Source organism: Methylorubrum rhodesianum, assembly GCF_014199985.1.
GTDB classification, from domain to species: domain Bacteria; phylum Pseudomonadota; class Alphaproteobacteria; order Rhizobiales; family Beijerinckiaceae; genus Methylobacterium; species Methylobacterium rhodesianum.
This window is the reverse complement of record NZ_JACHOS010000008.1, coordinates 96,822-117,795: the sequence shown is the minus strand read 5'-3', so window position 1 is coordinate 117,795 and position 20,974 is coordinate 96,822. Positions and strand designations below refer to the sequence as shown.

The 20,974-nt window shown below is 70.6% G+C and carries 23 protein-coding genes; 12 read left to right on the top strand and 11 right to left on the bottom strand.

Translation table 11 applies throughout. The annotated features are described in order from the left end of the window. Positions 1 to 119: 119 nt before the first annotated feature. Positions 120 to 860, bottom strand: coding sequence for a histidine phosphotransferase ChpT (gene chpT, locus HNR01_RS13345; RefSeq protein WP_017485179.1), 741 nt, complete (start codon positions 858 to 860; stop codon positions 120 to 122). Positions 861 to 1,166: 306 nt separating this feature from the next. On the opposite strand from chpT, the gene HNR01_RS13340 reads away from it, so the two are divergent. The 9 genes from HNR01_RS13340 to HNR01_RS13300 all read left to right on the top strand — a co-directional run bounded on the left by HNR01_RS13340 (position 1,167) and on the right by HNR01_RS13300 (position 7,974). Further along, complete coding sequence (locus HNR01_RS13340) at positions 1,167 to 2,090, top strand: 3'(2'),5'-bisphosphate nucleotidase CysQ family protein (protein WP_183668035.1); 924 nt, start codon at positions 1,167 to 1,169, stop codon at positions 2,088 to 2,090. Positions 2,091 to 2,096: 6 nt separating this feature from the next. After that, the gene (locus tag HNR01_RS13335) at positions 2,097 to 2,621 is read left to right on the top strand and encodes a GNAT family N-acetyltransferase (protein WP_183668034.1); all 525 of its coding nucleotides are present in this window, start codon (positions 2,097 to 2,099) and stop codon (positions 2,619 to 2,621) included. Positions 2,622 to 2,786: 165 nt separating this feature from the next. After that, a complete protein-coding gene (locus HNR01_RS13330) occupies positions 2,787 to 3,401 on the top strand; it encodes a DUF1134 domain-containing protein (protein WP_017485181.1) in 615 nt (204 codons plus the stop codon). Positions 3,402 to 3,684: 283 nt separating this feature from the next. Next, entirely contained in the window at positions 3,685 to 4,383 is a 699-nt protein-coding gene (locus tag HNR01_RS13325) for a hypothetical protein (protein ID WP_183668148.1), read from the top strand. A gap of 220 nt (positions 4,384 to 4,603) precedes the next feature. Then, the gene (locus HNR01_RS13320; protein ID WP_026105627.1) at positions 4,604 to 4,882 is read left to right on the top strand and encodes a 3',5'-cyclic-nucleotide phosphodiesterase; all 279 of its coding nucleotides are present in this window, start codon (positions 4,604 to 4,606) and stop codon (positions 4,880 to 4,882) included. 136 nt (positions 4,883 to 5,018) lie between these two features. Further along, positions 5,019 to 5,372 carry a hypothetical protein gene (locus HNR01_RS13315; RefSeq protein ID WP_017485185.1) on the top strand — a complete coding sequence of 118 codons (354 nt, stop codon included), beginning with the start codon at positions 5,019 to 5,021 and terminating at the stop codon, positions 5,370 to 5,372. Positions 5,373 to 5,502: 130 nt separating this feature from the next. Then, positions 5,503 to 6,771 carry a diaminopimelate decarboxylase gene (lysA, locus tag HNR01_RS13310; RefSeq protein ID WP_183668033.1) on the top strand — a complete coding sequence of 423 codons (1,269 nt, stop codon included), beginning with the start codon at positions 5,503 to 5,505 and terminating at the stop codon, positions 6,769 to 6,771. 65 nt (positions 6,772 to 6,836) lie between these two features. After that, a complete protein-coding gene (locus tag HNR01_RS13305; protein WP_153874649.1) occupies positions 6,837 to 7,388 on the top strand; it encodes an RBBP9/YdeN family alpha/beta hydrolase in 552 nt (183 codons plus the stop codon). Between the two features lie 199 nt (positions 7,389 to 7,587). Next, positions 7,588 to 7,974 carry a hypothetical protein gene (locus HNR01_RS13300; protein WP_017485188.1) on the top strand — a complete coding sequence of 129 codons (387 nt, stop codon included), beginning with the start codon at positions 7,588 to 7,590 and terminating at the stop codon, positions 7,972 to 7,974. A 108-nt stretch (positions 7,975 to 8,082) separates the two neighbouring features. On the opposite strand, the gene HNR01_RS13295 is transcribed toward HNR01_RS13300, so the two are convergent. From HNR01_RS13295 to HNR01_RS13270, 6 genes are all read right to left on the bottom strand, one after another. Further along, entirely contained in the window at positions 8,083 to 9,111 is a 1,029-nt protein-coding gene (locus HNR01_RS13295; RefSeq protein ID WP_183668032.1) for a YcjF family protein, read from the bottom strand. After that, complete coding sequence (locus tag HNR01_RS13290) at positions 9,108 to 10,556, bottom strand: YcjX family GTP-binding protein (protein ID WP_017485190.1); 1,449 nt, start codon at positions 10,554 to 10,556, stop codon at positions 9,108 to 9,110. Before HNR01_RS13290 ends, HNR01_RS13295 begins: the two co-directional genes overlap by 4 nt. 104 nt (positions 10,557 to 10,660) lie before the next feature. Then, positions 10,661 to 11,158, bottom strand: coding sequence for a type II toxin-antitoxin system Prs ADP-ribosylating toxin ParT (gene parT / locus HNR01_RS13285; RefSeq protein ID WP_183668031.1), 498 nt, complete (start codon positions 11,156 to 11,158; stop codon positions 10,661 to 10,663). Then, positions 11,155 to 11,658 (bottom strand): type II toxin-antitoxin system Prs ADP-ribosylating antitoxin ParS, encoded by a 504-nt coding sequence (gene parS, locus HNR01_RS13280; protein ID WP_183668030.1) that lies wholly within the window; start codon positions 11,656 to 11,658, stop codon positions 11,155 to 11,157. Before parS ends, parT begins: the two co-directional genes overlap by 4 nt. A gap of 61 nt (positions 11,659 to 11,719) precedes the next feature. Continuing rightward, complete coding sequence (locus HNR01_RS13275; RefSeq protein WP_183668029.1) at positions 11,720 to 15,088, bottom strand: PAS domain-containing protein; 3,369 nt, start codon at positions 15,086 to 15,088, stop codon at positions 11,720 to 11,722. Next, complete coding sequence (locus tag HNR01_RS13270) at positions 15,085 to 16,470, bottom strand: O-antigen ligase family protein (protein WP_183668028.1); 1,386 nt, start codon at positions 16,468 to 16,470, stop codon at positions 15,085 to 15,087. The genes HNR01_RS13275 and HNR01_RS13270 overlap by 4 nt, the downstream gene beginning before the upstream one ends. A 182-nt stretch (positions 16,471 to 16,652) precedes the next feature. Between HNR01_RS13270 and HNR01_RS13265 the strand changes: the two genes are divergently transcribed. After that, positions 16,653 to 16,919 (top strand): hypothetical protein, encoded by a 267-nt coding sequence (locus tag HNR01_RS13265; protein ID WP_183668027.1) that lies wholly within the window; start codon positions 16,653 to 16,655, stop codon positions 16,917 to 16,919. Positions 16,920 to 16,939: 20 nt separating this feature from the next. Beyond that, the gene (locus HNR01_RS13260; protein ID WP_183668026.1) at positions 16,940 to 17,191 is read left to right on the top strand and encodes a hypothetical protein; all 252 of its coding nucleotides are present in this window, start codon (positions 16,940 to 16,942) and stop codon (positions 17,189 to 17,191) included. A 310-nt stretch (positions 17,192 to 17,501) separates the two neighbouring features. Here HNR01_RS13260 and HNR01_RS13255 read toward each other — a convergent pair whose 3' ends face one another. From HNR01_RS13255 to HNR01_RS13240, 4 genes are read right to left on the bottom strand one after another with little or no spacing between them, the layout of a single operon-like run. Then, positions 17,502 to 18,491 carry a CobW family GTP-binding protein gene (locus HNR01_RS13255; RefSeq protein ID WP_183668025.1) on the bottom strand — a complete coding sequence of 330 codons (990 nt, stop codon included), beginning with the start codon at positions 18,489 to 18,491 and terminating at the stop codon, positions 17,502 to 17,504. Between the two features lie 7 nt (positions 18,492 to 18,498). Next, positions 18,499 to 18,909: a HepT-like ribonuclease domain-containing protein gene (locus HNR01_RS13250; RefSeq protein ID WP_246417501.1), complete on the bottom strand. Its 411-nt coding sequence runs from the start codon at positions 18,907 to 18,909 to the stop codon at positions 18,499 to 18,501. Beyond that, complete coding sequence (locus tag HNR01_RS13245; RefSeq protein ID WP_183668024.1) at positions 18,909 to 19,205, bottom strand: nucleotidyltransferase family protein; 297 nt, start codon at positions 19,203 to 19,205, stop codon at positions 18,909 to 18,911. Before HNR01_RS13245 ends, HNR01_RS13250 begins: the two co-directional genes overlap by 1 nt. Before the next feature lie 25 nt (positions 19,206 to 19,230). Continuing rightward, positions 19,231 to 19,806: a TetR/AcrR family transcriptional regulator gene (locus HNR01_RS13240; RefSeq protein ID WP_183668023.1), complete on the bottom strand. Its 576-nt coding sequence runs from the start codon at positions 19,804 to 19,806 to the stop codon at positions 19,231 to 19,233. A gap of 234 nt (positions 19,807 to 20,040) precedes the next feature. Here HNR01_RS13240 and HNR01_RS13235 point away from each other — a divergent pair, with 234 nt between their 5' ends. Next, entirely contained in the window at positions 20,041 to 20,973 is a 933-nt protein-coding gene (locus tag HNR01_RS13235) for a quinoprotein relay system zinc metallohydrolase 2 (protein WP_183668146.1), read from the top strand. The last annotated feature ends 1 nt before the right edge of the window (position 20,974 follow it).

Genomic DNA, 20,974 nt, shown 5'->3' with positions numbered 1-20,974 from the left:
AGTTAGTGAAGCGTTGAGGGCGGGCCCGGCTTCACAATTGTTTTTAGAAAGAAGCCGGAAGAATTTGTGCCCGGGCGCCGCCCGCTTTCCGCCGCGTGGTTTCCAGGGGCCGACGCGCCTCAGGCGAGCTGGGTGTCCGGCGGGGCGCTGTCGGAGGGACGCTCGTTCTCGAGGCTCGGGGCAGGGGCGCCCGGCAGTCCCACGGCGGCCTCGGTGGGCGTGGCGGTGACCGTCACCTCATCGCCCTCGATCGTGAAGCGCACGTCCATCGCGGCCGCGCGGGCGACGAGGCCGGCATAGAAGGGCAGGATGCCGTGGGCATCGACGCTGCCGCCCTCGGGCGTGCCGGCGATCAGCGCCTCGACATGGGGCGGGATGCGCGCGTGGCTGCCCTTGGCGCGCAGCACGAAGCGCGGGGCGTCGCCGTCGCCGGTCACGGCCACGTTGATCAGACCGCCCCGGGGGATCGCGCTCGAGGCGATCACCACGAGGTTGAGCAGGAGCTTGACCTTGTTCTTCGGGAACAGGGCCTGGGGCGCGCTCCAGGCGATCTGCGTCTTCTCGTCGGCGAACATCGCCCGGGACACCTTCTCGGCGTCGGCCAGATCGATCGAGGCGCCGGCCGAGCCCGCCGCGCCGAAGGCGATGCGGGCGAACTGCACGCGGGCCGAGGCGGTGCGCGCGCTCTTGCGGATCAGTTCGAGGGCGAATTCGCGCATCGAGGGATCGTTGTCGTCCTCGAGCACTTCCAGGCCGTTCACGATCGCGCCGATCGGGCTGATCACATCGTGGCACACGCGCGAGCACAGCAGCGCCGAGAGGTCGAGGGCGTCGAGGGTGAGGCTATTGGTACCGCTCATACTGCGCTCCGTTCCCGGCTGTCGAAAGTGGTGTCGCAAAGAGGTGTCGCGAGGTGCCGCCGGCCGGTCGGGCAGCCCGCCCCCCGGATGCGGCCAACACCGGATGGGGCAAGCGAATAGTCACCGGCGACCGCTTTGGAAAGCCGCGCGGAGCGGTGCGCCGCCGTCGCCGGTCCGGAGCGTCGGCACGGATGTTCCGAATCCGCCGCGACCTTAGGGCATAGAATCCGGCTCACGCAGGCTTGCGTACCCAATTCGGACACATGTCGGATCGACAAGTCCCGTTCGTTCATTGATGACATTGCGATGACTGCCCCCGCCCCCCATCCGGCCGCTCCATCGGCGGTCCTGACGGCGCCCGTTCCGGCCTCGCTGCGCGACGCCATCGCGGACCGGCTCGCCGGGATCGCCTGCGAGGCGGGGCGCATCCTGCGGGGCTATCACGGCGGCGACTGCCCGCACGTGATCAAGCCGGACGGCTCGCCCGCGAGCCTCGCCGACACCCGCTCCGAGGAGCTGATCGTCGCCGCGCTGGCGCAGGCCTATCCCGGCATCCCGGTGATCGCCGAGGAGACCTCCTGCACCGCGCGGCCCGCGCCCCTGTTCTTCCTCGTCGATCCCCTCGACGGCACCCGCGACTTCCTGGCCGGCAACGAGCAGTACTGCGTCAATATCGGCCTCGTTCAGGGGGACCGCCCGATCGCCGCCGCGCTGGCGGCGCCGGGCCTCGGCCGGGTCTGGGCGGCGGGCACCACCGCCCGCGAGGCGCCGATCCGCGAGGGCCGGCCGGGCCCGTTCCGGGCGGTGCATGTGCGCGCGGCGCCTGCCGAGGGCCTCGTGGCTCTCGTCAGCCGCCTGCACGGCGACAGCGACACCGATGCCTGCCTGGAGCGGATGCCCATCGGCGAACGGCGGGTCACCTCCTCGGCCCTCAAGTTCTGCCTGATCGCGGCGGGGGAGGCGGACATCTACGTGCGCTGCGTTCCCACCATGGAGTGGGACACCGCCGCCGGCGACCACGTGCTGACCATGGCCGGCGGGCGGGTCGTCGGGCCGGGGGGCGACACGATCACCTACGGCCACCATACCCGCTTCTACCGCAACGGCCCCTTCGCCGCGCTCGCCTCCGCGGCCTACCGCGACGCGCTCGATCTGCCGCAGCAGGGCGCCGTGTCGTATTTCGACCGACGCCGGGCGGGGGAGACGGTCGAGGCGACGAAGCAGGGATAGGGCGCGATGGCCGTGTCTGCGGAAATCGTGATCAGGGTGGCTCGGCCGGCAGACGCGGCCGCCGTCGGGCGCGTCCTGAGCGCCTCCTATCCAAGCCTCATGGGCGAGGCCTACGACGTCCGCCTCCTCTCCCGTGCCCTGCCGATCATGACGCGCGCCAGCCCCGTGCTGCTGAGCGGCGGAACCTACTATCTCGCCGAACGGTCGTCGGAGGCCGGGCTGCAGGCCGTCGGCTGCGGCGGCTGGTCCGCCGAGCGGCCCGGAACGGGCGCGCTCGAGCCAGGGCTCGGTCACATCCGGCATTTCGCGACGGACGCCGCCTGGATCGGGCGGGGCATCGGCCGGGCCCTGTGCGAGCGCTGCGTGGCGGATGCACGCGCCCACGGGTTGAGCCGCCTCGAATGCTACGCGAGCCTCAACGGCGAGGCCTTCTACCACGCTCTCGGCTTCCGGCGGATCGGCGATATTGCCGTGGCGATGGGACCGGACCTGGTCTTTCCCAGCATCCGCATGGTCCGGCCGCTCCGATGACGGCCTGCCTCCGCTTAACCATACGTTAACCCAATCTTGACTTGATCGGTCGCGAGACTGCGCGCTCCCTGCGTGCCTCGATCCGACGGCTTCCGGTCGCGGAGGCCCCCGCCCGGCGATGGGCGGGCAGCGGCGAGCGAAGGGGGAGCCGGTAGGGAGACCGACATGCCGCACGATCCCATCCGCACGGCGACGACCCGCCGCGCCGCCCTGCTCGGGCTCTCCGCCGGGCTCTCCGGCGGACTTCTCGCTAGCGCCGTCCCCGCCCTGGCCTATCAGGACGACGGCGTGCGTCCGGACTCGTTCCGCGCCTCCGAGGTGGTCGAGAACGGGCACCGCTTCTTCGGCAGCGTGTCGCGCGGCCTTGCCCTGACCGTCGAGGAGGCGACCCGCCGCTGGGGCGAGCCCAACGGCTACATCCTCGGCCAGGAGGCGTCCGGCGCCATCGTCGGCGGCCTGCGCTTCGGCGAGGGCACGCTCTACACCCGCAATGCCGGGCAGCGCCGGATCTACTGGCAAGGCCCGACGCTGGGCTTCGACGTCGGCGGCGACGGCGCGCGCACGATGATGCTCGTCTACAACCTGCCCGCCGTGCGCGACCTCTACCGCCGCTTCGGCGGCGTCGACGGCTCGGCCTACTTCATCGGCGGCTTCGGCATGACCGCCGTGACCGACGGCGGCATCATCGTGGTGCCGATCCGCTCCGGCGTCGGCGCCCGGCTCGGCATCAATGTCGGCTACCTGAAGTTCACCGGCCGGCCGACCTGGAACCCGTTCTAGCTTTCTTCCGGGCGGCCTGAGCGGCTGCTTGGCCCGGCTGCCCCGCTCCTTCGCTCGGGGAGCGGAGACCGGGCGCGCAGCGCCCCCGGCGCGGGTCGCGGCCGAGGCATCGAGCGCATCGAAAGCCGGAAGGGTTGACGAATGGCCGCGGAGGCGGTCTCGGTCTTTGAGGCCGGGGAGAGGACAGCCCGCTTGCCTCCCCGCGGGCAAGACGGGCAAAAGACGCAGCGGCCGGATCTGCTGGCCGAGGCGGCGTGAGGGCCCGTTCGTGATCGAGACCGTGATGATCTTCGGGCTCGGCTTCCTCCTGGCGAGCCTGTGCGCCCTGACGATCCTGCCGACCGTGAACGCCCGCGCCGGCCGCCTGGCCCGGCGGCGGATCGAGGCGACCCTGCCGGTGAGCGTGTCGGAGGTCGTGGCCGAGCGCGACCACCTCCGGGCGGAATTCGCCGTGGTGCAGCGCCGACTGGAGCGGAAGGCCGAGACCATCGCCGCCCGGCGCCATGCCGACATGGCCGCCATCGGGGCCCGCACCATGGAGGCCGAGGCGGCGGTCGCCGCCCGGATCCTCAGCGAGGCGGAGGTGGCCCGCGCCCTCGAGCGCATCGCCGGGCTCGACCAGGATCTGGCCAAGGCCCGCGCCGAGGGCGAGACGGGGCTCGCCACCCTTCACGCCCTTGAGGAGGCCCACCGCGCCGTCCTCGACGATCTCAAGGCGGCGCGCCGGGCGCAGGCGGGCGCCGCCTCGGCCGCGGACGAAGCGGGCGGGGCCGTGCTCGCCCGCCCCGGGATCGAGGCCGAGGTCGAGAGGCTGCGCGCGGAACTGGCGGCCGCCCGGGCCGCCCAGGCCGCGCCCGGGAGCGACGACACCGCCGAGCTGCGCCGCCGCATCAATGAGGTTGCCGACGCCCTGGCCCGGCGCGACCGTCTGCCCCAGACCGGAAGCTTCCCCGTCGCCTCCCCGGCCCTCGCCGAGAGCTGAAACGCCAGGAGCCGAAACGCCAGGAGCCGAAACGCACTGCGCGGGGCGGGCCCGCCGCCTATCGTGCCGGCCTCCCTTGCGATGCTCCGCACGAGCCCGTAAGCACCGAACCACCTTGCGTTTGCCCCGGACCCGCCTTGTTTCGGACATGCGGGAGCATCATCGCGCCCGGATCTCCTCGCACGAACCCTTCCCTTCGAACCGCGATCGAGCGAACATCATGGCCTTGAAGCTGACGCCTCTGGTTCTCGCATTGACGGGCGCGGCCGCCCTGCTGGCCGCTCCGGCGCAGGCGCAGCAGTCGAAGCGCGGCAACGAGACGCTCAAGAAGTACTGCACCGGCGATTACCTGAGCTATTGCGGCAACCTCGACCCGGACGATCCGGCGACCGATCAGTGCTTCAAGACCAACTGGTCCAAGCTCTCCGAGAACTGCCGCCGGGCGATCGACGCCTACACGCCGCCGAAGGACGCTCCGCGCGGCAACAAGAAGAGCTGAGGTCGCGCCGCCGGCTCGGGGCGGGGCCGGCCTCGCGCCGGCATCGTCCCGCCCGCGATGCCGGTGGCCATCTTTCGGGATGAGGCTCCAACGGCTAAGCTCGCGCCGTCCTGCCGGAAAGACCGCCGGAAATCCGATGCCTGCCCGCTCCGCCCGCCTCTCGATCCTGATCGCGCTCGGCCTCGTCCTGGCCTGCACGGCCTGCGGCCGGCGCGGCAGCCTGGAACCGCCGGGCGCCGCCCTGTCCGAGACCGCTCCGACGAGCACGCGGCCCGGCGTGCCGGCCTCGGCGCGCAGCCTGCCGGGCAGCACGGTCTCCGTGGGGGATCGCGGCGCGGCTCCCGATCCGGAGGCCGTCCAGGCGGGCGACGAGCTGAGCGCCGCAGCGATCCCGGCGGGCGGCGACGGCGTTCCGGTCACGACCTCCCGCGGATCGAAGCGCGGCTACAGGGTCCCCAAGGAGCCGTTCATCCTCGATCCGCTGCTGTAGCGGCCGCCCGGGCTGTCCTGATGCCGCGGCCGAAGGTGCGCCGGAGGCCCGGTTCGCGGTAGACAGCGCACCGCGCACAGGGGCATTCGGGCGTGCCGGCCCCCTTTTCCGCGCGGCGGATGATCCTGACATGCACCACTTCCACTATCGGGACGGGCGTCTCCACGCCGAGGACGTCGATCTGACGGCACTGGCGGACGCGGTCGGCACACCGTTCTACTGCTACAGCACCGCCACCCTGGAGCGGCACTACCGCGTCTTCGCTCAAGCCTTCGCCGGCGACGACGCGCTGGTGTGCTTCGCCATGAAGGCCAATTCGAACCAGGCCGTGCTCGCCACCCTCGCCCGCCAAGGCGCGGGCATGGACATCGTCTCCGAGGGCGAGTTGCGCCGCGCATTGGCCGCGGGCGTGCCGGGCAGCCGCATCGTCTTCTCCGGCGTCGGCAAGACCCGCGCGGAGATGGCCGCCGCGCTCGACGCGAACATCCTCTGCTTCAACGTCGAGAGCGAGCCCGAACTCGCCGCCCTGTCCGAGGTCGCCGCCTCGCGGGGGCAGAGGGCGCCGGTCTCGATCCGCGTGAACCCGGACGTCGATGCGCGCACGCATGCCAAGATCTCGACGGGCAAGTCCGAGAACAAATTCGGCATCCCGATCTCCCGCGCGCGCGAGGTCTATGCCGGGGCGGCCCGGCTGCCGGGCCTCGAGATCGTCGGCGTCGACGCGCATATCGGCAGCCAGATCACGGACCTGACCCCGTTCGACAACGCCGCACGGCTGCTCTGCGAACTCGCCCGCGACCTCCTCGCCGACGGACACCGGCTGCACCACGTCGATTTCGGCGGCGGGCTGGGCATCCCCTATCGCGACGACAACGCCCCCCCGCCGGATCCGGCGGCGCTCGCCGAGATCCTGCGCCCCCATTTCCGGCCGCTGGGCCTGAGGCCGGTCTTCGAGATCGGGCGGATGATCGCGGGCAATGCCGGCATCCTTGTCACCCGGGTGATCTACGTGAAGCCGACGGAGGACAAGACCTTCGTCATCGTCGACGGGGCGATGAACGACCTGATCCGCCCGACGCTCTACGACGCCTTCCACGCCCTGCGGCCCCTGCGCGAGCCTGCTCCCGACACGCCGCGGCTGACGGCGGACGTGGTCGGCCCGGTCTGCGAGAGCGGCGATTATCTCGCGCTCGGTCGCGAGATGCCGGCGGTCGGGCCGGGGGACCTGATCGCGGTGATGAGCGCGGGGGCCTACGGTGCGGTCCAGGCCGGCACCTACAACAGCCGCCGTCTCGTGCCCGAGGTGCTGGTGACCGGCGACCGCTCGGCGGTCGTGCGCCCGCGCCCGAGCTACGACGACCTGATCGGCCTCGACCGCCTGCCCGACTGGCTCGCGTGACGCTGCCGGTGGAGCCGGGCGGGCCGCCGCCCGTTGCGTAGGGACGCCCTTCCGAGAAGACTTCGATGAAGACTGCCGATTGCGACATCCTGATCCTGCCCGGCTATGCCGGCTCCGAGGAGGAGCACTGGCAGGCGCGCTGGGCGGCCCGGCTCAAGACCGCGCGGATCGTCGCGCAGGACGACTGGCATCGACCCGACCCGGAGGCGTGGCGCAGCCGCGTCGTCGAGGCGGTCGAGGCGGCGACCCGGCCGGTGATCCTCATCGCCCACAGTCTCGGCGTCGTCGCGGCGGTGGAGGCCGCGCCGCGTTTCCCCGAGGGCGTCGTGCGCGGGGCCCTGCTTGTCGCCTTCCCCGACATCGAGGCGGGCGCCGACCTGCCCGAGAGCGTGCGCGCTTTCGCGCCGGTGCCGCGTGACCCGCTGCCCTTCCCCTCGTTGCTGGTGGCGAGCCGCACCGACCCGCATTGCCGCTACGAGCGGGCGGAGGATTACGCCTATGCCTGGGGCTCGGCGCTGGTGGATGCGGGCGAGGCCGGCCACATCAACGTCGCGAGCGGGCACGGGCCGTGGCCGGAGGGGCTGATGCGGCTGGCTGGATTCCTCGCGCCGCTGTGACCGGCGGACGCGATCGGGCGGCGGTGGAAGAGTGTATTTTATATCAGGAGCTTGGGCCGATTTCTATCGAATGTAGGAAAGTGCAGTCCTAAAAAGATTCTTTGATGCAGGATAAATCGGGAACTTAATTTTCCTTAATTGCTTTCCTCGGGCAGACCGGCCGGCACAGCCGATCGGACAAATTCGGAGGGACGCACACGTGACGCTCACGAAGACCATCGCCACCGCTACCGCTTTCGCCTTCATCGCCGGCTCCGCGCTCGCCGCTCCGTGCAACACCGGCAGCACCAACGCCAAGGCCCCGAGCGATTCGACCGCCGCGAACAGCAGCACCGGCAGCGGCGCCGACGCGGGTTCGAAGAACCTTGCCGGCGGCCAGCAGCCGGCCTCCCCGGGCACCGTGGGCGCGATGAACAATGTCGGCGCCGGCCAGGGCGTCGGCAACAAGCCGGGTTCGGACCAGACCTCTTCGGCCAAGAACACCGCCGGTGGCGACCAGCCGGCGGCTCCGGGCACGGTCGGCGCGATGAACGCCGCCGGTCACGACCAGAAGCTCGGCGACAAGAAGGGCGGCGACGACTGCTGATCGCTGCCCCCGAGCTGTCGAAGAACGAGAAGGCTCCCGCACCGACCGGTGCGGGAGCCTTCTTTTTCGGGCGCTGCGCCGGAAGCCGCGCGGCCTCGCGATGACGGGCTATTCCTTGTCGTCGCCGCTTCGAAAAAGCTGGCCGGCCACGTCGTTGACCGTGGGTGGCATGGCCCGGACGAAGGGAAGGGGCCGGCAGACGGCGAGCGCCGCGAGGCCGAAGCGCGCGGTCATCAGGCCGTTGAGCACACCCTCGCCGAGCTTGGCCGAAACGCGGGCCGCGAGCCCGAGGCCGAGTACCTGATGCAGCATGCCCTCGCCCACCGCCATGCCGCCGGTGACGGTGAGATGGGCGAGCGCCGCGCGGGCGAGCCGGAGGAAGCCGAGCAGGCCGGGCCGTCCGCCGTAGATCGCCGCGATCCGGCGCAGCAGCCGGGCGGCGGAAAACACCACGAAGGCAACATCGACGATCGCCCGCGGACTCAAGGCCGTCACCGCCGAGACCTGGCTCGCGGCCTGGGCGATCGCCGCCTTGGCCTGCCGGTCGAGGGGCGCCAGCAGCTCGCCCTCGGCCAGCGCCAGCCGGTCATCCACGTCGAGGATCGCGTCGCCCACCGCGTCGAGCCGGCGGAGGCCGCCGGCCAGTGCCGGCCGGTCGGCATAGAAGCCCCGCAACTCCTGCACCACGCCCTGCGCTGCGGTGTGGTCGCGGGTCGAGAGCGCCGTCAGCGCCCGCTCGCGCAAAGCCTCGATCTTGCGCTCGCGCCAGACCCCCAGCGCCTCGCGGGCGACGATGGCCGCGAGCGCGATCACGGCGATGAGCAGCAGCGCCAGCGCGACCCAGCCGAGCCAAGGCGCGGTGGCGAACAGGTCGGTGATCAGCCGCTCCACCGAGAGGCCGACTGCGATGGTGACGAGACCGCCGAGCGCGCTGAACAGGATCGACAGCCACGGCGCCCGGCGCTTGGGCGCCACGGGCACCGCCACGCCGTCGGCGGCGTCCACGATCTCGTAGGGTTCATCGACGAAGCGCACCTCCGGCCGCGGCGGGGGCGGAGCCTCGGCGGTGGCGGCCTCCGGCGCGGGGGCGTCGGCGGAGGGGATGCGGAAGGCGCGCGGGCGCTGCGGGTTGGTCACGTCAGCCGATCCCCGATCAGGAACTGCATGGCCCGGTCGAGCCGGATCTGCGGCAGGTGGCCCGGCCGCCCGAGCGCGTCGGGCTTGACCGGCGGCGGGCGGAAGCGCGGGAAGCGGAAGGAGCCGGGCGGGATCGCCCCGTCGAGCACCGCCTGCGGGTCGGCGGGCAGCTCTCCGGGAAACACCGCGGCCTCGGATACGCCGTCAAAGGTCTCGTCGCCGACATGCTCGCCCGCCTCCGGCGTGCCGGAGACGGCGCGCAGAACCTCGCCGCCATCATGCACCGTGGTCTCGCGAGTGGCGCGCACGGAGGCGAGCGCCACGGTGCCGACCCGCGCGCCCGCGGCCTCGGTCCGGCGCATCGCCCGCGACACGAGCAGGCGCAGCAGCGCGTCGAGCCGGTCGTGGCTCGACTGGTGGAGATGGTCGGCCTTGGTCGCGGCGAACATGATCCGGTCGGCCCGCGGTGCGAAGAAGCGTGAGAGCAGGCTGTTGCGCCCGATCCGGAAGGCGAGCAGCACCGCGTCGAGCGCTTCCTCCAGCTCGGCGAGCGCCGCCGGTCCGGAATCGACCGCCGAGAGCACGTCCACCAGCACGATCTGCCGATCGACTCGCTGGAAGTGCTCGCGGAAGAACGGCTCCACCACCTTGCTCTTGTAGGCCTCGAACCGCCGTTCCATCAGCGCGCCGAGGCTGCCGGGAACCTGACTCTCCTCCAGCCGGTCGAGGGGGGCGAAGGTCAGCATCGGCGAGCCGGCCAGATCCCCGGGCATCAGGAAGCGCCCCGGCGGCGTCGTGGCTACCGATTCCGCACCGGCGCGGAGCGCGGCGAGGTAGGCCTTGAAGGCGTTGGCGGCGCGCTCGGCCAGCACCTCGTCGAGGGGGGCAGCCGGGTCGAGGTCCCGCATCAGCGCGAGCCACGGCGCGGCGATCTCGGCGCGGCCGGTCCGGCGGGTGCCGGCGATGGTCGCGCGCGACCACGCCACGTAGCTCTGATCGACGAGCGCCAGATCGAGCAGCCACTCGCCGGGATAGTCCACCACGTCGAGCATCAGCGTCGCCGGGCCCGAGCGCCAGCCGCCCGAGCGCTCGTACTCGATCTCCAGGCGGAACTGGCTGATCCGGTCGGTCGAGCCCGGCCAGCGCCGGGCCTCGGTGAGCGCGGAAAAGTTCTCCTCGAAGGGAAAGCGCGGCACGTCGTCGTCGGGCTGGGGGACGAGCCGGGCCCGGCGCAGGCGCCCGGCCTGGGCCGGCTCGAAGGCGGGCAGGGCGTGGCCCTCGACGAGATGGTGGATCAGCGCGGTGGTGAACACCGTCTTGCCCGAGCGGGCCAGTCCGGTGACGCCGAGGCGCAGAGTCGGCTGGATCAGCAGATCGCTGGAGGCTTCCGCGAAGGCCTTGATCGCGGAACCCGCTTGCGCGGCGTAGTCGAAGAGGGGCGGCAAGGCGGGCTCTGGCGGCGGGCTTCTCGGGGAAGCGGGACGGCTGTCAGGTGGCGCGGCGGGGCGGGGATCTCAAGACGCGTCCGGTGCGGGCGGAGCGATGCCCCTCACGCGAAGGGAAGCCGGTCGCGGTCGAGGCGCGGGTCGTACAACCACTTGCGGACCTTTCGGGCCGTGATCCTGGCAGCATCGGGATGAGTGGGATTGATGAGGGCGTTGTGCTCCTCCGGCACGATGACGGAGGGGACCAGCAGGAGAGCCGACCGGTTGCCGTTCGCCCAGTCCGTGCCGAAGGTCAGGCTAACGAGGCCCGCCGGCTCGGCATCCCATCCCACGGGCAGCCTGTCCGGCGTCGCGACCTCGGCCGCCGCCCAGACGTCATCCGGCACCGCGATCTCGACGAGATATCGATTCAATGGCAGGCCGCCGGCATTGAGGTGGACGAAGGTTTCGAGGCAGGCGAGGGCGCGGTTGCCTGCCGCGTAGACCACGGCGACCCCGACGGCATTCCACCGGCCACCGGAGAGCTTGGCCCCAGTCCCCGACAGGTCGTCGGCGGTGTAGGTCCTGGCATCGGTGCCGATCCGCCAGAGGGATTGGCTCACGCATAGGCTCCGCTCTGGATCTGCGCCAGCGCGCGCGAAACCAGAGCCTGTCCTTCCATGGTGTCGAGGAGGTCGAGCGGTTTGCCGCCGCCCAGGGCCGGCAGGGGCTCGCGCAGCCAGCGCGACAGCCATGCCGGCGCATCGAAATCCTTTCCCTCTCCGGCTTCCTCGATCATCGCTTCGAGCTGTCCGACGAGCTTCGCCAGCCCGACGACCCGCTCACTGTCCTCGGCCGAAAGGACCTCGTTTCGTGCCGCCTTCTTATTGACCGTGGCCGTTTTCAGATTGAGGGCATCGAACATCACCTGCTGGTCGAGGCGCAGCGCGGTGATGAAGCCCTTGACCGACTTGGCCGGAACGCCGGCCTTGATGACCTCGATGCGGTCGAAGGGCGAGGCGCGGTAGAGGTCGAGATAGGCAAAGGGACGGGAAGCGGAACGGAGGCCAGCGGCCTGCGGCTTCCTGCGCTTGAACGGGAGATCTGCTCTCGTATCCGACATTGCTGCTCCTTCGAGCAACAACATAGCTCGTTCGAGCAAAGCCGCAAGGAGCCGGCCGGCCTTACGCAGCCCTCAGCGCCCGGATCGTCCCGAGCGTGTCCAGGCGCAGCGTCACGAGGCGCTGGATCAGGGCCGGAAGGTCGCCGCCGTCGCGGCAGGCCGCCTCGATCTCGCGGCACAGGTCGGACAGGGCAACGAAGCCGAGAGCGCCGGCCGCGGCGACCATGGCATGAGCGTCGTAGGCGAGTTGCTCCCGGTCGAAATCGGTCCGGTTCGGCTCGGCGCCCTCGGGAAGGAAGCGCAGTTCGAGATCCAGTTCGAGCAGGGAGAGGAGCGACAGCACGCGCTCGCGGCCCATCGTGTCCTGCACGGCGGCGAAGGCGGCGCGGTCGAGCACCGGCCCGCCGCGAGTCTCGGCCCGAACGACGGGCTCGGGACGAAACCCGCGCTTCCCGTCATCGTGCCGAGGAGGCTCGGCCGGCGCGGCGCCCGCGCGTTCCCGCTCCGCGCCGACGGCCCGCCAGCGCTCGATCACGGCGCTGAGCTGGGCGCGCTTGAAGGGTTTGCCGACATGGTCGTCCATGCCCGCCGCGATCAGCTCCTGCACCTGCCCGTCGAGGACGTTGGCCGTCATCGCCACGATCGGCAGGCGGGCGGCGGGGCCCGCCATGGCGCGGATCCGCCGCGTGGCCGTGAGGCCGTCCATCCCCGGCATCTGCACGTCCATCAGCACGACGGCGTAAGGGTCGGCGCCGGCCTGCGGGCCGTAGGCGGCCTCGACGGCCGCGAGCGCCGCGTGCCCGTCGCCCGCCACATCGACGCGGTAGCCCTGCGCTTCCAGCACGGCGCGGGCCAGCGTCTGGTTGATCGCCACGTCCTCCACGAGCAGGAGGCGGGCCGCCGGCGCGGCCTCCGGGCGGCGCGGGGCGGCGGCGGCCTCGGCGGCGGGCGGGGTGGCGGCGCGGGGGAGGGCGAGGCTGAACCAGAAGGTCGAGCCGATGCCCTCCCGGCTCTCGACCCCGATATCGCCCCCCATCATGGTGACGAGGCGGTGGCAGATCGCGAGGCCGAGGCCCGATCCGCCGAAGCGCCGGCTGATCGATCCGTCGACCTGACTGAACGGCTTGAACAGCCGGTGCCGCTGCGAGGGCGCGATGCCGATGCCGGTGTCGCGGATCTCGAAGCGCAGGGCTTCCGCGGGGCCGCCGTCGGGGCCGGAGACGGAACCTTCGTAGCGGACGGTGAGGGTGACGGAGCCGGCCGGCGTGAACTTGACCGCGTTGTTGAGCAGGTTGAACAGCACCTGCCGCAGGCGGTTCGCGTCGCCGATCACGCTCGCGGGCAGGTCGGGATCGATCCGCGCCCCGACGGTGAGCGCGCTCTTCAGGGCGCTGCCGCGCACGATCGCGACGGTGTCCTCGATCAGCTTGCCGAGGGCGAAGGGAATCGGGTCGAGTTCGAGTTGGCCGGCCTCGATCTTGGAGACGTCGAGGACGTCGTTGACGACGGTGAGAAGCGCCTCGCCCGAGACGCGGATCAGTTCCAGGCGGCGCCGATCCTCCGGCTCGCGGTCGGGCCGATCGAGCAGCAGGTCGGCATAACCGAGGATGCCGTTGAGCGGCGTGCGGATCTCGTGGCTCATGGCCGCGAGGAACTCGCTCTTGGCCGCGCTCGCCCGCTCGGCCTCCACGGTGGCGGCACGGGCCTCGGCAGTGGCCGCCCGCAGGGCCGCCTCGGCCGCCTTGCGCTCGGTGATGTCGAGATGCAGCCCGAGCATCCGGTAGGGGCGCCCGTCTCCGTCGTAGAGGGTGCGGCCTGAAGTATAGAGCCAGCGCCCGCCGACCCGGTACTCCGCCGTGAAGCGGGTCCGGGTATCGACGGCGTGATGGATCCGGTTCCAGGCCTCGACGACGTCGTCGGGATGGATGGTCGCGGTCCATTCCGTCGGCGACAGGGCGCGTGACTCGCCGGTTTCCGGCAGGCCGTAGAGGCGCACGCTCTCCGGCGACAGCACGGTGATGCCGGTGCGCAGGTTCCAGTCGAAGGTCCCGGCCTCCGCTCCCTCCAGGGCGATGCCGAGCAGGCGGCTCGTATCCTCCACGGCGAGCCGCGCGGAAACGATCTCGTCGATGTCGAGCGCGGTGCCGATCCACTCCGTTACCTCGGCCGGGTCGGCGGCGTTGCGGATCGGGGTGAGCGACAGCTTGTGCCAGCGGTAGGATCCGTCGCGTGCCTTGAGGCGCCACTGGCCGTCGTAACCCTCGCCGCTGGCCTGCGCCGCCTGCCACGCCGCCTCCATGGCCGCAGCGTCGTCGGGATGGTTGCGGGCGAGCCGCTGCAGCCGCGAGGCGCCGATCGGTCCGTAGTAATCCTCGAAGCGCGTGTTGACGTAGGTCGCTTCGCCGCTGGCCGGATCGATGGTCCAGACCAGCAGCGGAAGGGCATCCGCGAGGCCGCGGTAGCGCATCTCGCTGCGGCGCATCTCCGCCTGGATCCGCAGCCGGTCGGTCACGTCCATGAGGATGCCGAACAGCCCGATCGTCCGGCCCGCCTCGTCGGTCTTGCAGGTGCCCCGCACCATCACGTCGCGGACCGTTCCGTCCGGCCGCGCGAACCGCGCCTCGAACTCGAAATCGCGGCTGCCCGCGATCGCGGCGGCGATCACGGCCTCGACGCGGGCGCGATCGGCGGGATGGCACAATTGGGCGAGGCTGGGATGGTGGGTCACCGCCACCGCCGGGTCGAGGCCGGCGATGCGCAGGAGGCTCTCGGAGTAGATCGGGTGGCCGTTGATGAAATCGACGCGCCAATGGCCGACCTGGGCGATCTGCTCGGCCATGGTCAGGAGCGAGTTGGCGCTCGCCCGCCGCTCGATCTCCACGCCTTGGGCACGGATGGTGCTCTCGTGGATCTGGCGCAGCGCCCGCTCGCTGGCGAAGGCGAGGTTGTCGCGCCGCAGCCGCATCTGCGCCGCCACGATCTCGGCGAGGTCGTGCAGGGCCGCCTCGTCCTCCGGCGTGAAGTCGCGCGGCTGCGGATCGATCAGGCAGAGGGAACCGAGCCGCACGCCCGGCCGCAGGGTCAGCGGCGCGCCGGCATAGAACACGACGTGGGGCGGACCGGTGACGATCCCGAGGCCGGAAAACCGCGGGTCGCGGCGGGCGTCGGGCACGACGAGCATCGCATCCCGCTCGATCGTCCGGTTGCAGAAGGAGTCCTTGCGCGGCGTCTGCGCCGGCATGGTGCCCGCGCAGGCCTTCAGCCATTGCCGCTCGGCATCGACCAGGGAAATGTAGGCCGCGGCAACACCGAACAGGCGTTGCGCCGTCCGGCACACGGCGTCAAACTGCGCCTCCGGATCGCTGTCCAGGATGCGCAGCGCGTGCAGGGCTGCGAGACGCTCGGCCTCACTCGCCGATCCCGTGGTCACGACCCGACCTTCCCGAAAGACTCGTGTCCGCCACCGAGCATACCCTCACGCGGGCCGCCCGTCCCGGCCCGCGATGCGGCGCCCGGATGTCCTGCGATGCGCCGCGGGAAGGGGAGGGTCAAGCTCGGGTGCAGGGTGCGCAGACGGGCTGCCTCCAATGCCCAGACCATGCCGAGCATCATGTAGACGTGGCGCCACTTCTCGACGTCGATCTGCAGCGCCTGGAGGAAGAACATCAGCAGCGCGGGGAACACGATCTGCGCGTAGGCCCGATAGGGTGAGGGGCGCAGCATCAGCCGGAAGCCGACGAAGGCGGTGGCCGCCACCAGGGCGATGAAGGTGGCCCCGGCGAGCCAGCCGCCGTTGGCGAAGCTGCCGATGTAGGAATTGTGCGGCTCGAGGTTGAAGATCTGGCGCCAGCGCAGGGGGCCCAGGCCGAGCGGCTCCTCCAGCATCATCCCCATGCCGCGGATCTGGTTGCCGAAGCGGCCGGTCTCGCCCTCGTCGTAATCCTGCGTGACCGCGGCGCGGGTCCGGAAGGTTTCGGCGACGCTGTCGATCGAGAGGAGCCCCGCGAGCGCGACCGCGCCGAATCCGACGGTGACGAGGCCGAGGGTGACGATCCGCCGCCGCAGGGCGTGCGAGCGGCTCGTCGCGTAGAGCGCCCCGATCATCACCGCGACGGCGATCACGGTCCCGCCCCAGGATCCGCGGGAGAAGGACAGGAAGATGCCCGCCATCACGACGACGAGGCTGGTCAGGGACAGGAGCGGCCATCGGGTCGAGCCCGAGAGGAGGCCGTGGATCAGGTAGAGCGCACCGAGCGTCAGGAAGGAGCCGAACACGTTCGGATCCTGGAAGGTGCCCGAGGCCCGGCCGTACTTGTAGAACAGGTCCTCGATGCCGAGGAGCTGCAGGTAGCCGACGATGCCGAGGGCCGCCGAGAGCACGCAGCTCGCCGTATAGGCCTTGAGCGCGACCTCGATGCGCGCCCGCGTGTCGTCGGCATAGAGCATCGCGAAGAAGATGCAGGTCACCGTGAGGTAGGCGAGCTGCACCGTCCACGTCACCGAGAGCGGCTCGTTGAGGTAGGGCACCAGCGCGATGCCGATCGCCGCGAGGTAGACGAGGAGCAGGAGCACGAGGGGCACCGCCCCCCGGTGCAGGCGGATGCCGAGCGCCAGCCACAGCACGATCGTCGGGATCGCCACGAGGTCGTAGGGCGAGGCGTCCGAGAAGGCGAAGCAGGCAAAGAAGATGAACGCCGCGTGGAGGCCGGTCGCCAGCGCCTGGACCGCACGCAGGGCGGGGACGCGGCCCCAGGCGCCCGCGGCCCACCGCGAGGGCGCGGCGCCCGTCAGCGCGGCTGTCGTGAAGGACATCGGCGAACTCGAACTCTCGCGGGGCGCCGCGCACGCCACCTGCCCGAGCCGCTCGAGGCGGCATCGGGCCGGATTGCGGGCCCCTCAACCGGGCCCGATCGAACCACTGAAAGGTTGCGTTTTAACCAACGGCCCCGGGGTGGCGGACTCTGTTCGCTTCAGGAAGCGGAATGGGCCGGACGATGAGCTCGAAGTCGTTCGGTCGGGATCGGACGGAGTTCGACGTTCCGCTGCGATGGCTGGCGGATGCCGCCTCCGTTGCATCGTCCTGGTTTTCCGGCGCGATACTGATCGAACGGGATTGCCCGGACGCTGCGGCACGAGATCGAACATGCGGCTGTGGATTTAATCCGTTCTCGCGGGTGCGCCACGGCACGTCGCTCGGGGCAATGGCTTCCCATATTCAATTCATCGAAGACGAGCCAAGTTCGGTCAGCCGGACTTTCTAAGAAAAGAATTGGAGAAATGCATGAAGACTCGTATTGCCGCCGCCGTTGCCGCTGTTCTCCTTGGCGCCGCTCCCGTCACGTCCGCGCTGGCCTATAGCGAATTCTCCGCGCGCCCGGTTCCGATGGCGTCCGGCTGGAACGCGCCCCTCGGCGTCCACGACAGCCCGTTCTACGCGGCCTGCCCGATGAGCTCGGCCGCGGAAGGCAACGCCAACCAGCAGAACTTCCCGGTCAAGCAGTACGGCCAGACCACCGGCGGCTACCGCTGCTGAGGCTCCGCGCCCGATTCCGTCGGATCGGGCCCCGGTTCTCGGCGCTGAGATCGATGCGCCGCGGCTCGCCGAGAGGGTATCGGCGAGGAGGGCCATGATCGTCGGGCGCAGAGGGTGAGGGCGTTGGCTTGCGGGATGATCGGAACGCTCGGGCCGGCGACCGCCGCGGGCGGCACCGCGAGCCTTCTTCTCGACCCCTGACGCCGGGCTCCATCCGCCTGCAATCCAGCCCGGACATCGACGACGAGACAGGGCCGCCCGCGAGGGCGGCCCGTTTTCGTGTGCGCGCTCGCCCCGGGGCGCCGCTTTTTCAGACCTTGCAGGCGTAAAAACCTTCGCGGATCGCGTCGGGATCGAGGTTGCGGCCGATGAACACGACCCGGGAGACGCGCGGCTCGTCGGCGCCCCACTCCCCCTGGACGTCGCCGTCGAGGATCATGTGCACGCCCTGAAAGACGAAGCGCTTCGGCTCGTCGGGGAAGGCGACGATGCCCTTGCAGCGCAGGATGTCCGGTCCCTGAACCTGGGTCAGGTTCGAGATCCAGGGCATGAACTTCTCAGGGTCGACCGGGCCGTCGATCCGGGCCGAGACCGACTGCATCTGCTCGTCGTGGTGATGGTGGTGGCCTTCCTCCAGGAAGTCGGGCTCGACGTCGAGGATGCGCGAGAGGTCGAAGGCGTTGCGGTCGAGCACCTGATCGAGCGGGATCGCGCAGCGCTCGGTGCGGTGGACCTTGGCGTAGGGATTGATCGCGCGGATCTGGCCCTCGACCCGGTCGAGGTCTCCGGCGGAGACGAGGTCGGCCTTGTTGAGCAGGATCACGTCGGCGAACGCGATCTGGTTCTTGGCCTCCGGCGCATCGGCGAGCCGGTCGGTGAGCCACTTGGCGTCCGCCACGGTCACCACCGCGTCGAGGCGGGCGGCCTCACCGACATCCTGATCGACGAAGAAGGTCTGGGCGACCGGAGCGGGGTCGGCGAGCCCGGTGGTCTCGACGATGATCGCGTCGAACTTGCCGCGGCGCTTCACCAGCCCGTCCATGATGCGGATCAGGTCGCCGCGCACGGTGCAGCAGACGCAGCCGTTGTTCATCTCGAACACTTCCTCGTCCGCGCCGACCACGAGGTCGTTGTCGATGCCGATCTCGCCGAACTCGTTGACGATCACGGCGTAGCGCTTGCCGTGCTGTTCGGTGAGGATGCGGTTGAGCAGCGTCGTCTTGCCGGCCCCGAGATAGCCGGTGAGCACGGTGACCGGGATCTTCTGGGACGAGGCGGCGAGGGGGGAGGCGTCGGACATGGAGGGCCTAAGGCAGCGTGTTGCGGTGATCGAATGTCAGGCTGTCATATTGTATCATCCGGGTCGGATGGAAGGTCGCCGGCCTGCGCCCGAAGCACTTCGACGGCGATGCGTCGGCGCGGCAACGCGTCGACGATGACGTTCCAGAGGATCGGATTGGACAGACCGTGATACTCGTGCCGTAGGATTTTCCGATGGCGCGCACTTGGTGCCAGGGAATTTCAGGCCGTAACGCCTTGACGGCATCCGGGACGGCGCGGCTCGCTTCCGAGATGATTTCGATGCCCCGTTCCACGCCGTGTTTCAGGAGCCAATCGCTGCAGAAGGCCTCGAAGCTTCGTCCGGCGGTTGCCTGAGCAATCCCATCGACCGCGCCCAGCATGTCGTCCAGCGCGTGGCGGTAGTCGCGCCGGTTCATCAGAACACGCGGAGCGCCGAGGCTTCGATTCGGTTCCGCAACCGGGGGTGCAGGCCATCGCGAGTGGTAATATCGATCGCGGTCCCGAGCCGGTCTTCCAGCAGAAGCTTGATGCCGATGAGGTCGAAGGCGTTGAAGCGGCTGGCGGGTTCGTAATCGATGAAGAGATCGAGGTCGCTGTCGTGGCGTGCCTCGGCCCGCACTGTGGAGCCGAACAGGTAGAGCGATGTGGCACCCAAGGTGCGCACGGCCTCGGCGCTGTCTCGAAGGCGGTTGATGGCGTCCAATCTGTCCATGGGGCGCTCCCTGCGCCGCAGCTTATCAGGACTTCCGCGCCGGCCGCAGCCCCTCGCTCAAAGCTGTCAATGTCTGGCCGAACCCTTCCGGTCCGGCGAGGAAACGTTCCAACAGAAGCGCGCCCTCCAGCGCCGCCAGGATCATCCGGGCATGGGCCTGCGGGTCGAGGCCGGCGCGGACGCTGCCGTCGATCTGCCCCTCCTCGATCACTCCGGCGAGCCAGCCGATGTGCTTCTCGAAGAAGGCGGTGATGGCGCGGCGCAGAGCCTCGGGCAGGGTCTCCAGTTCGACGGCGAGCGCCGCGCACAGGCAGCCGAGCCCCTGCTCGACCCCACCGAGATAGAGCCGGCCATAGGCCTCGATCCGGGCGACGCCGTCACGGCTCGCGCCCGAGATCTCGTCGAGCGCCGCGTCGTAGCGCGCGTCGTAGGCCTCGATCAGCGCCTGGGCGAGCGCTTCCTTGGTGCGGAAGTGATGGTGGATGCTTGCCTTGCGGATGCCGACCGCCTCGGCGAGGTCGGCGTAGCTGAAGCCGGAATAGCCCCGGCCGCGTACCAGGATCTCGGCCTCGCTGAGGAGCGATGCGCGCGTGTCTCTCATTGTCCGTCCACCGTCCGTCCCGTGTGGCCCGTTTCGTCCTGGTCCGTCCCTTTCCGGCCGATCACGTGATCGCGACGGCACCGGCCGTTCGGTGAGGGTGGCACTTGACGGCCGAAAAATCTACCTACTAGATGGTTTGCACTATATCGATAAATACGGCGGAAGGAAGCGGTCGATGGCGGCACGGTCGTGCCAGGGTCTCGAACCGGGCGGAGGCGCAGCTTGAGTCGCTCCGTGAACGCCTCGGTCACGCGCCGCGCGGCCCTGTTCGGGGGCTTGTGCCTGTGCTGCCTGCCGCGTCCCGGCTTCGCAGCCGACGCGCTGTCGATGGACGAGGTCGCGCCGGGCGTCTTCATCCGGCGTGGCCCGGATGCCGAGGCGACCCCGGAGAACGCAGACGGCATCGCCAATATCGGCTTCATCGTTGGGCGTGACGGGGTGCTCGTCACCGAATCCGGCGGCAGCCTCGCCGACGGGCAGTGGCTCCGCCGCGAGATCACCCATCGCACCGACAAGCCGATCCGTTACGTGATGCTCACTCACGTGCATCCCGACCACGTCTTCGGCGCCGCCGCCTTCCGCGGCGACAACCCGACCTTCGTCGGCCATGCGGGTCTGCGCGGTGCGCTCGATGCGCGGGGCGCGTTCTACCGCCAGCGCCTCGCCGAGATCCTCGGCGCGGACAAGGCGGGCGAGGTCGTCTACCCGACGATGGAAGTGAAGGACGGCGCGGAGATCGACCTCGGCGATCGCACCCTGCGGCTCACCGCCCACGGCAGCGCACACACGACGTGCGACCTGTCGATGCTCGACACCGGCAGCGGGCTGCTGTTTCCCGCCGACCTTCTGTTCGTCGGCCGCATCCCCTCGCTCGACGGCAGCCTGCTCGGCTGGTTCAAGGAGATCGAGCGGCTGAAGGCGGTCGGCGCCACCGACGCCGTGCCCGGCCACGGCCCGACGCGGGTGGCCCTCGCGCCGACGATGGCCGACCTCGCGCGTTATCTCTCGGCGCTGCGCGACGAGACCCGCAAGGCGGTGGCCGGCGGCGTGCCGATCGATACCGCGGTGCGGACGGTGGCGCAGGGCGAGAAGGACAACTGGGCCCTGTTCGACACCTATAACGGCCGCAACGTCACCCAGGCCTACCAAGAACTCGAGTGGGAATGAC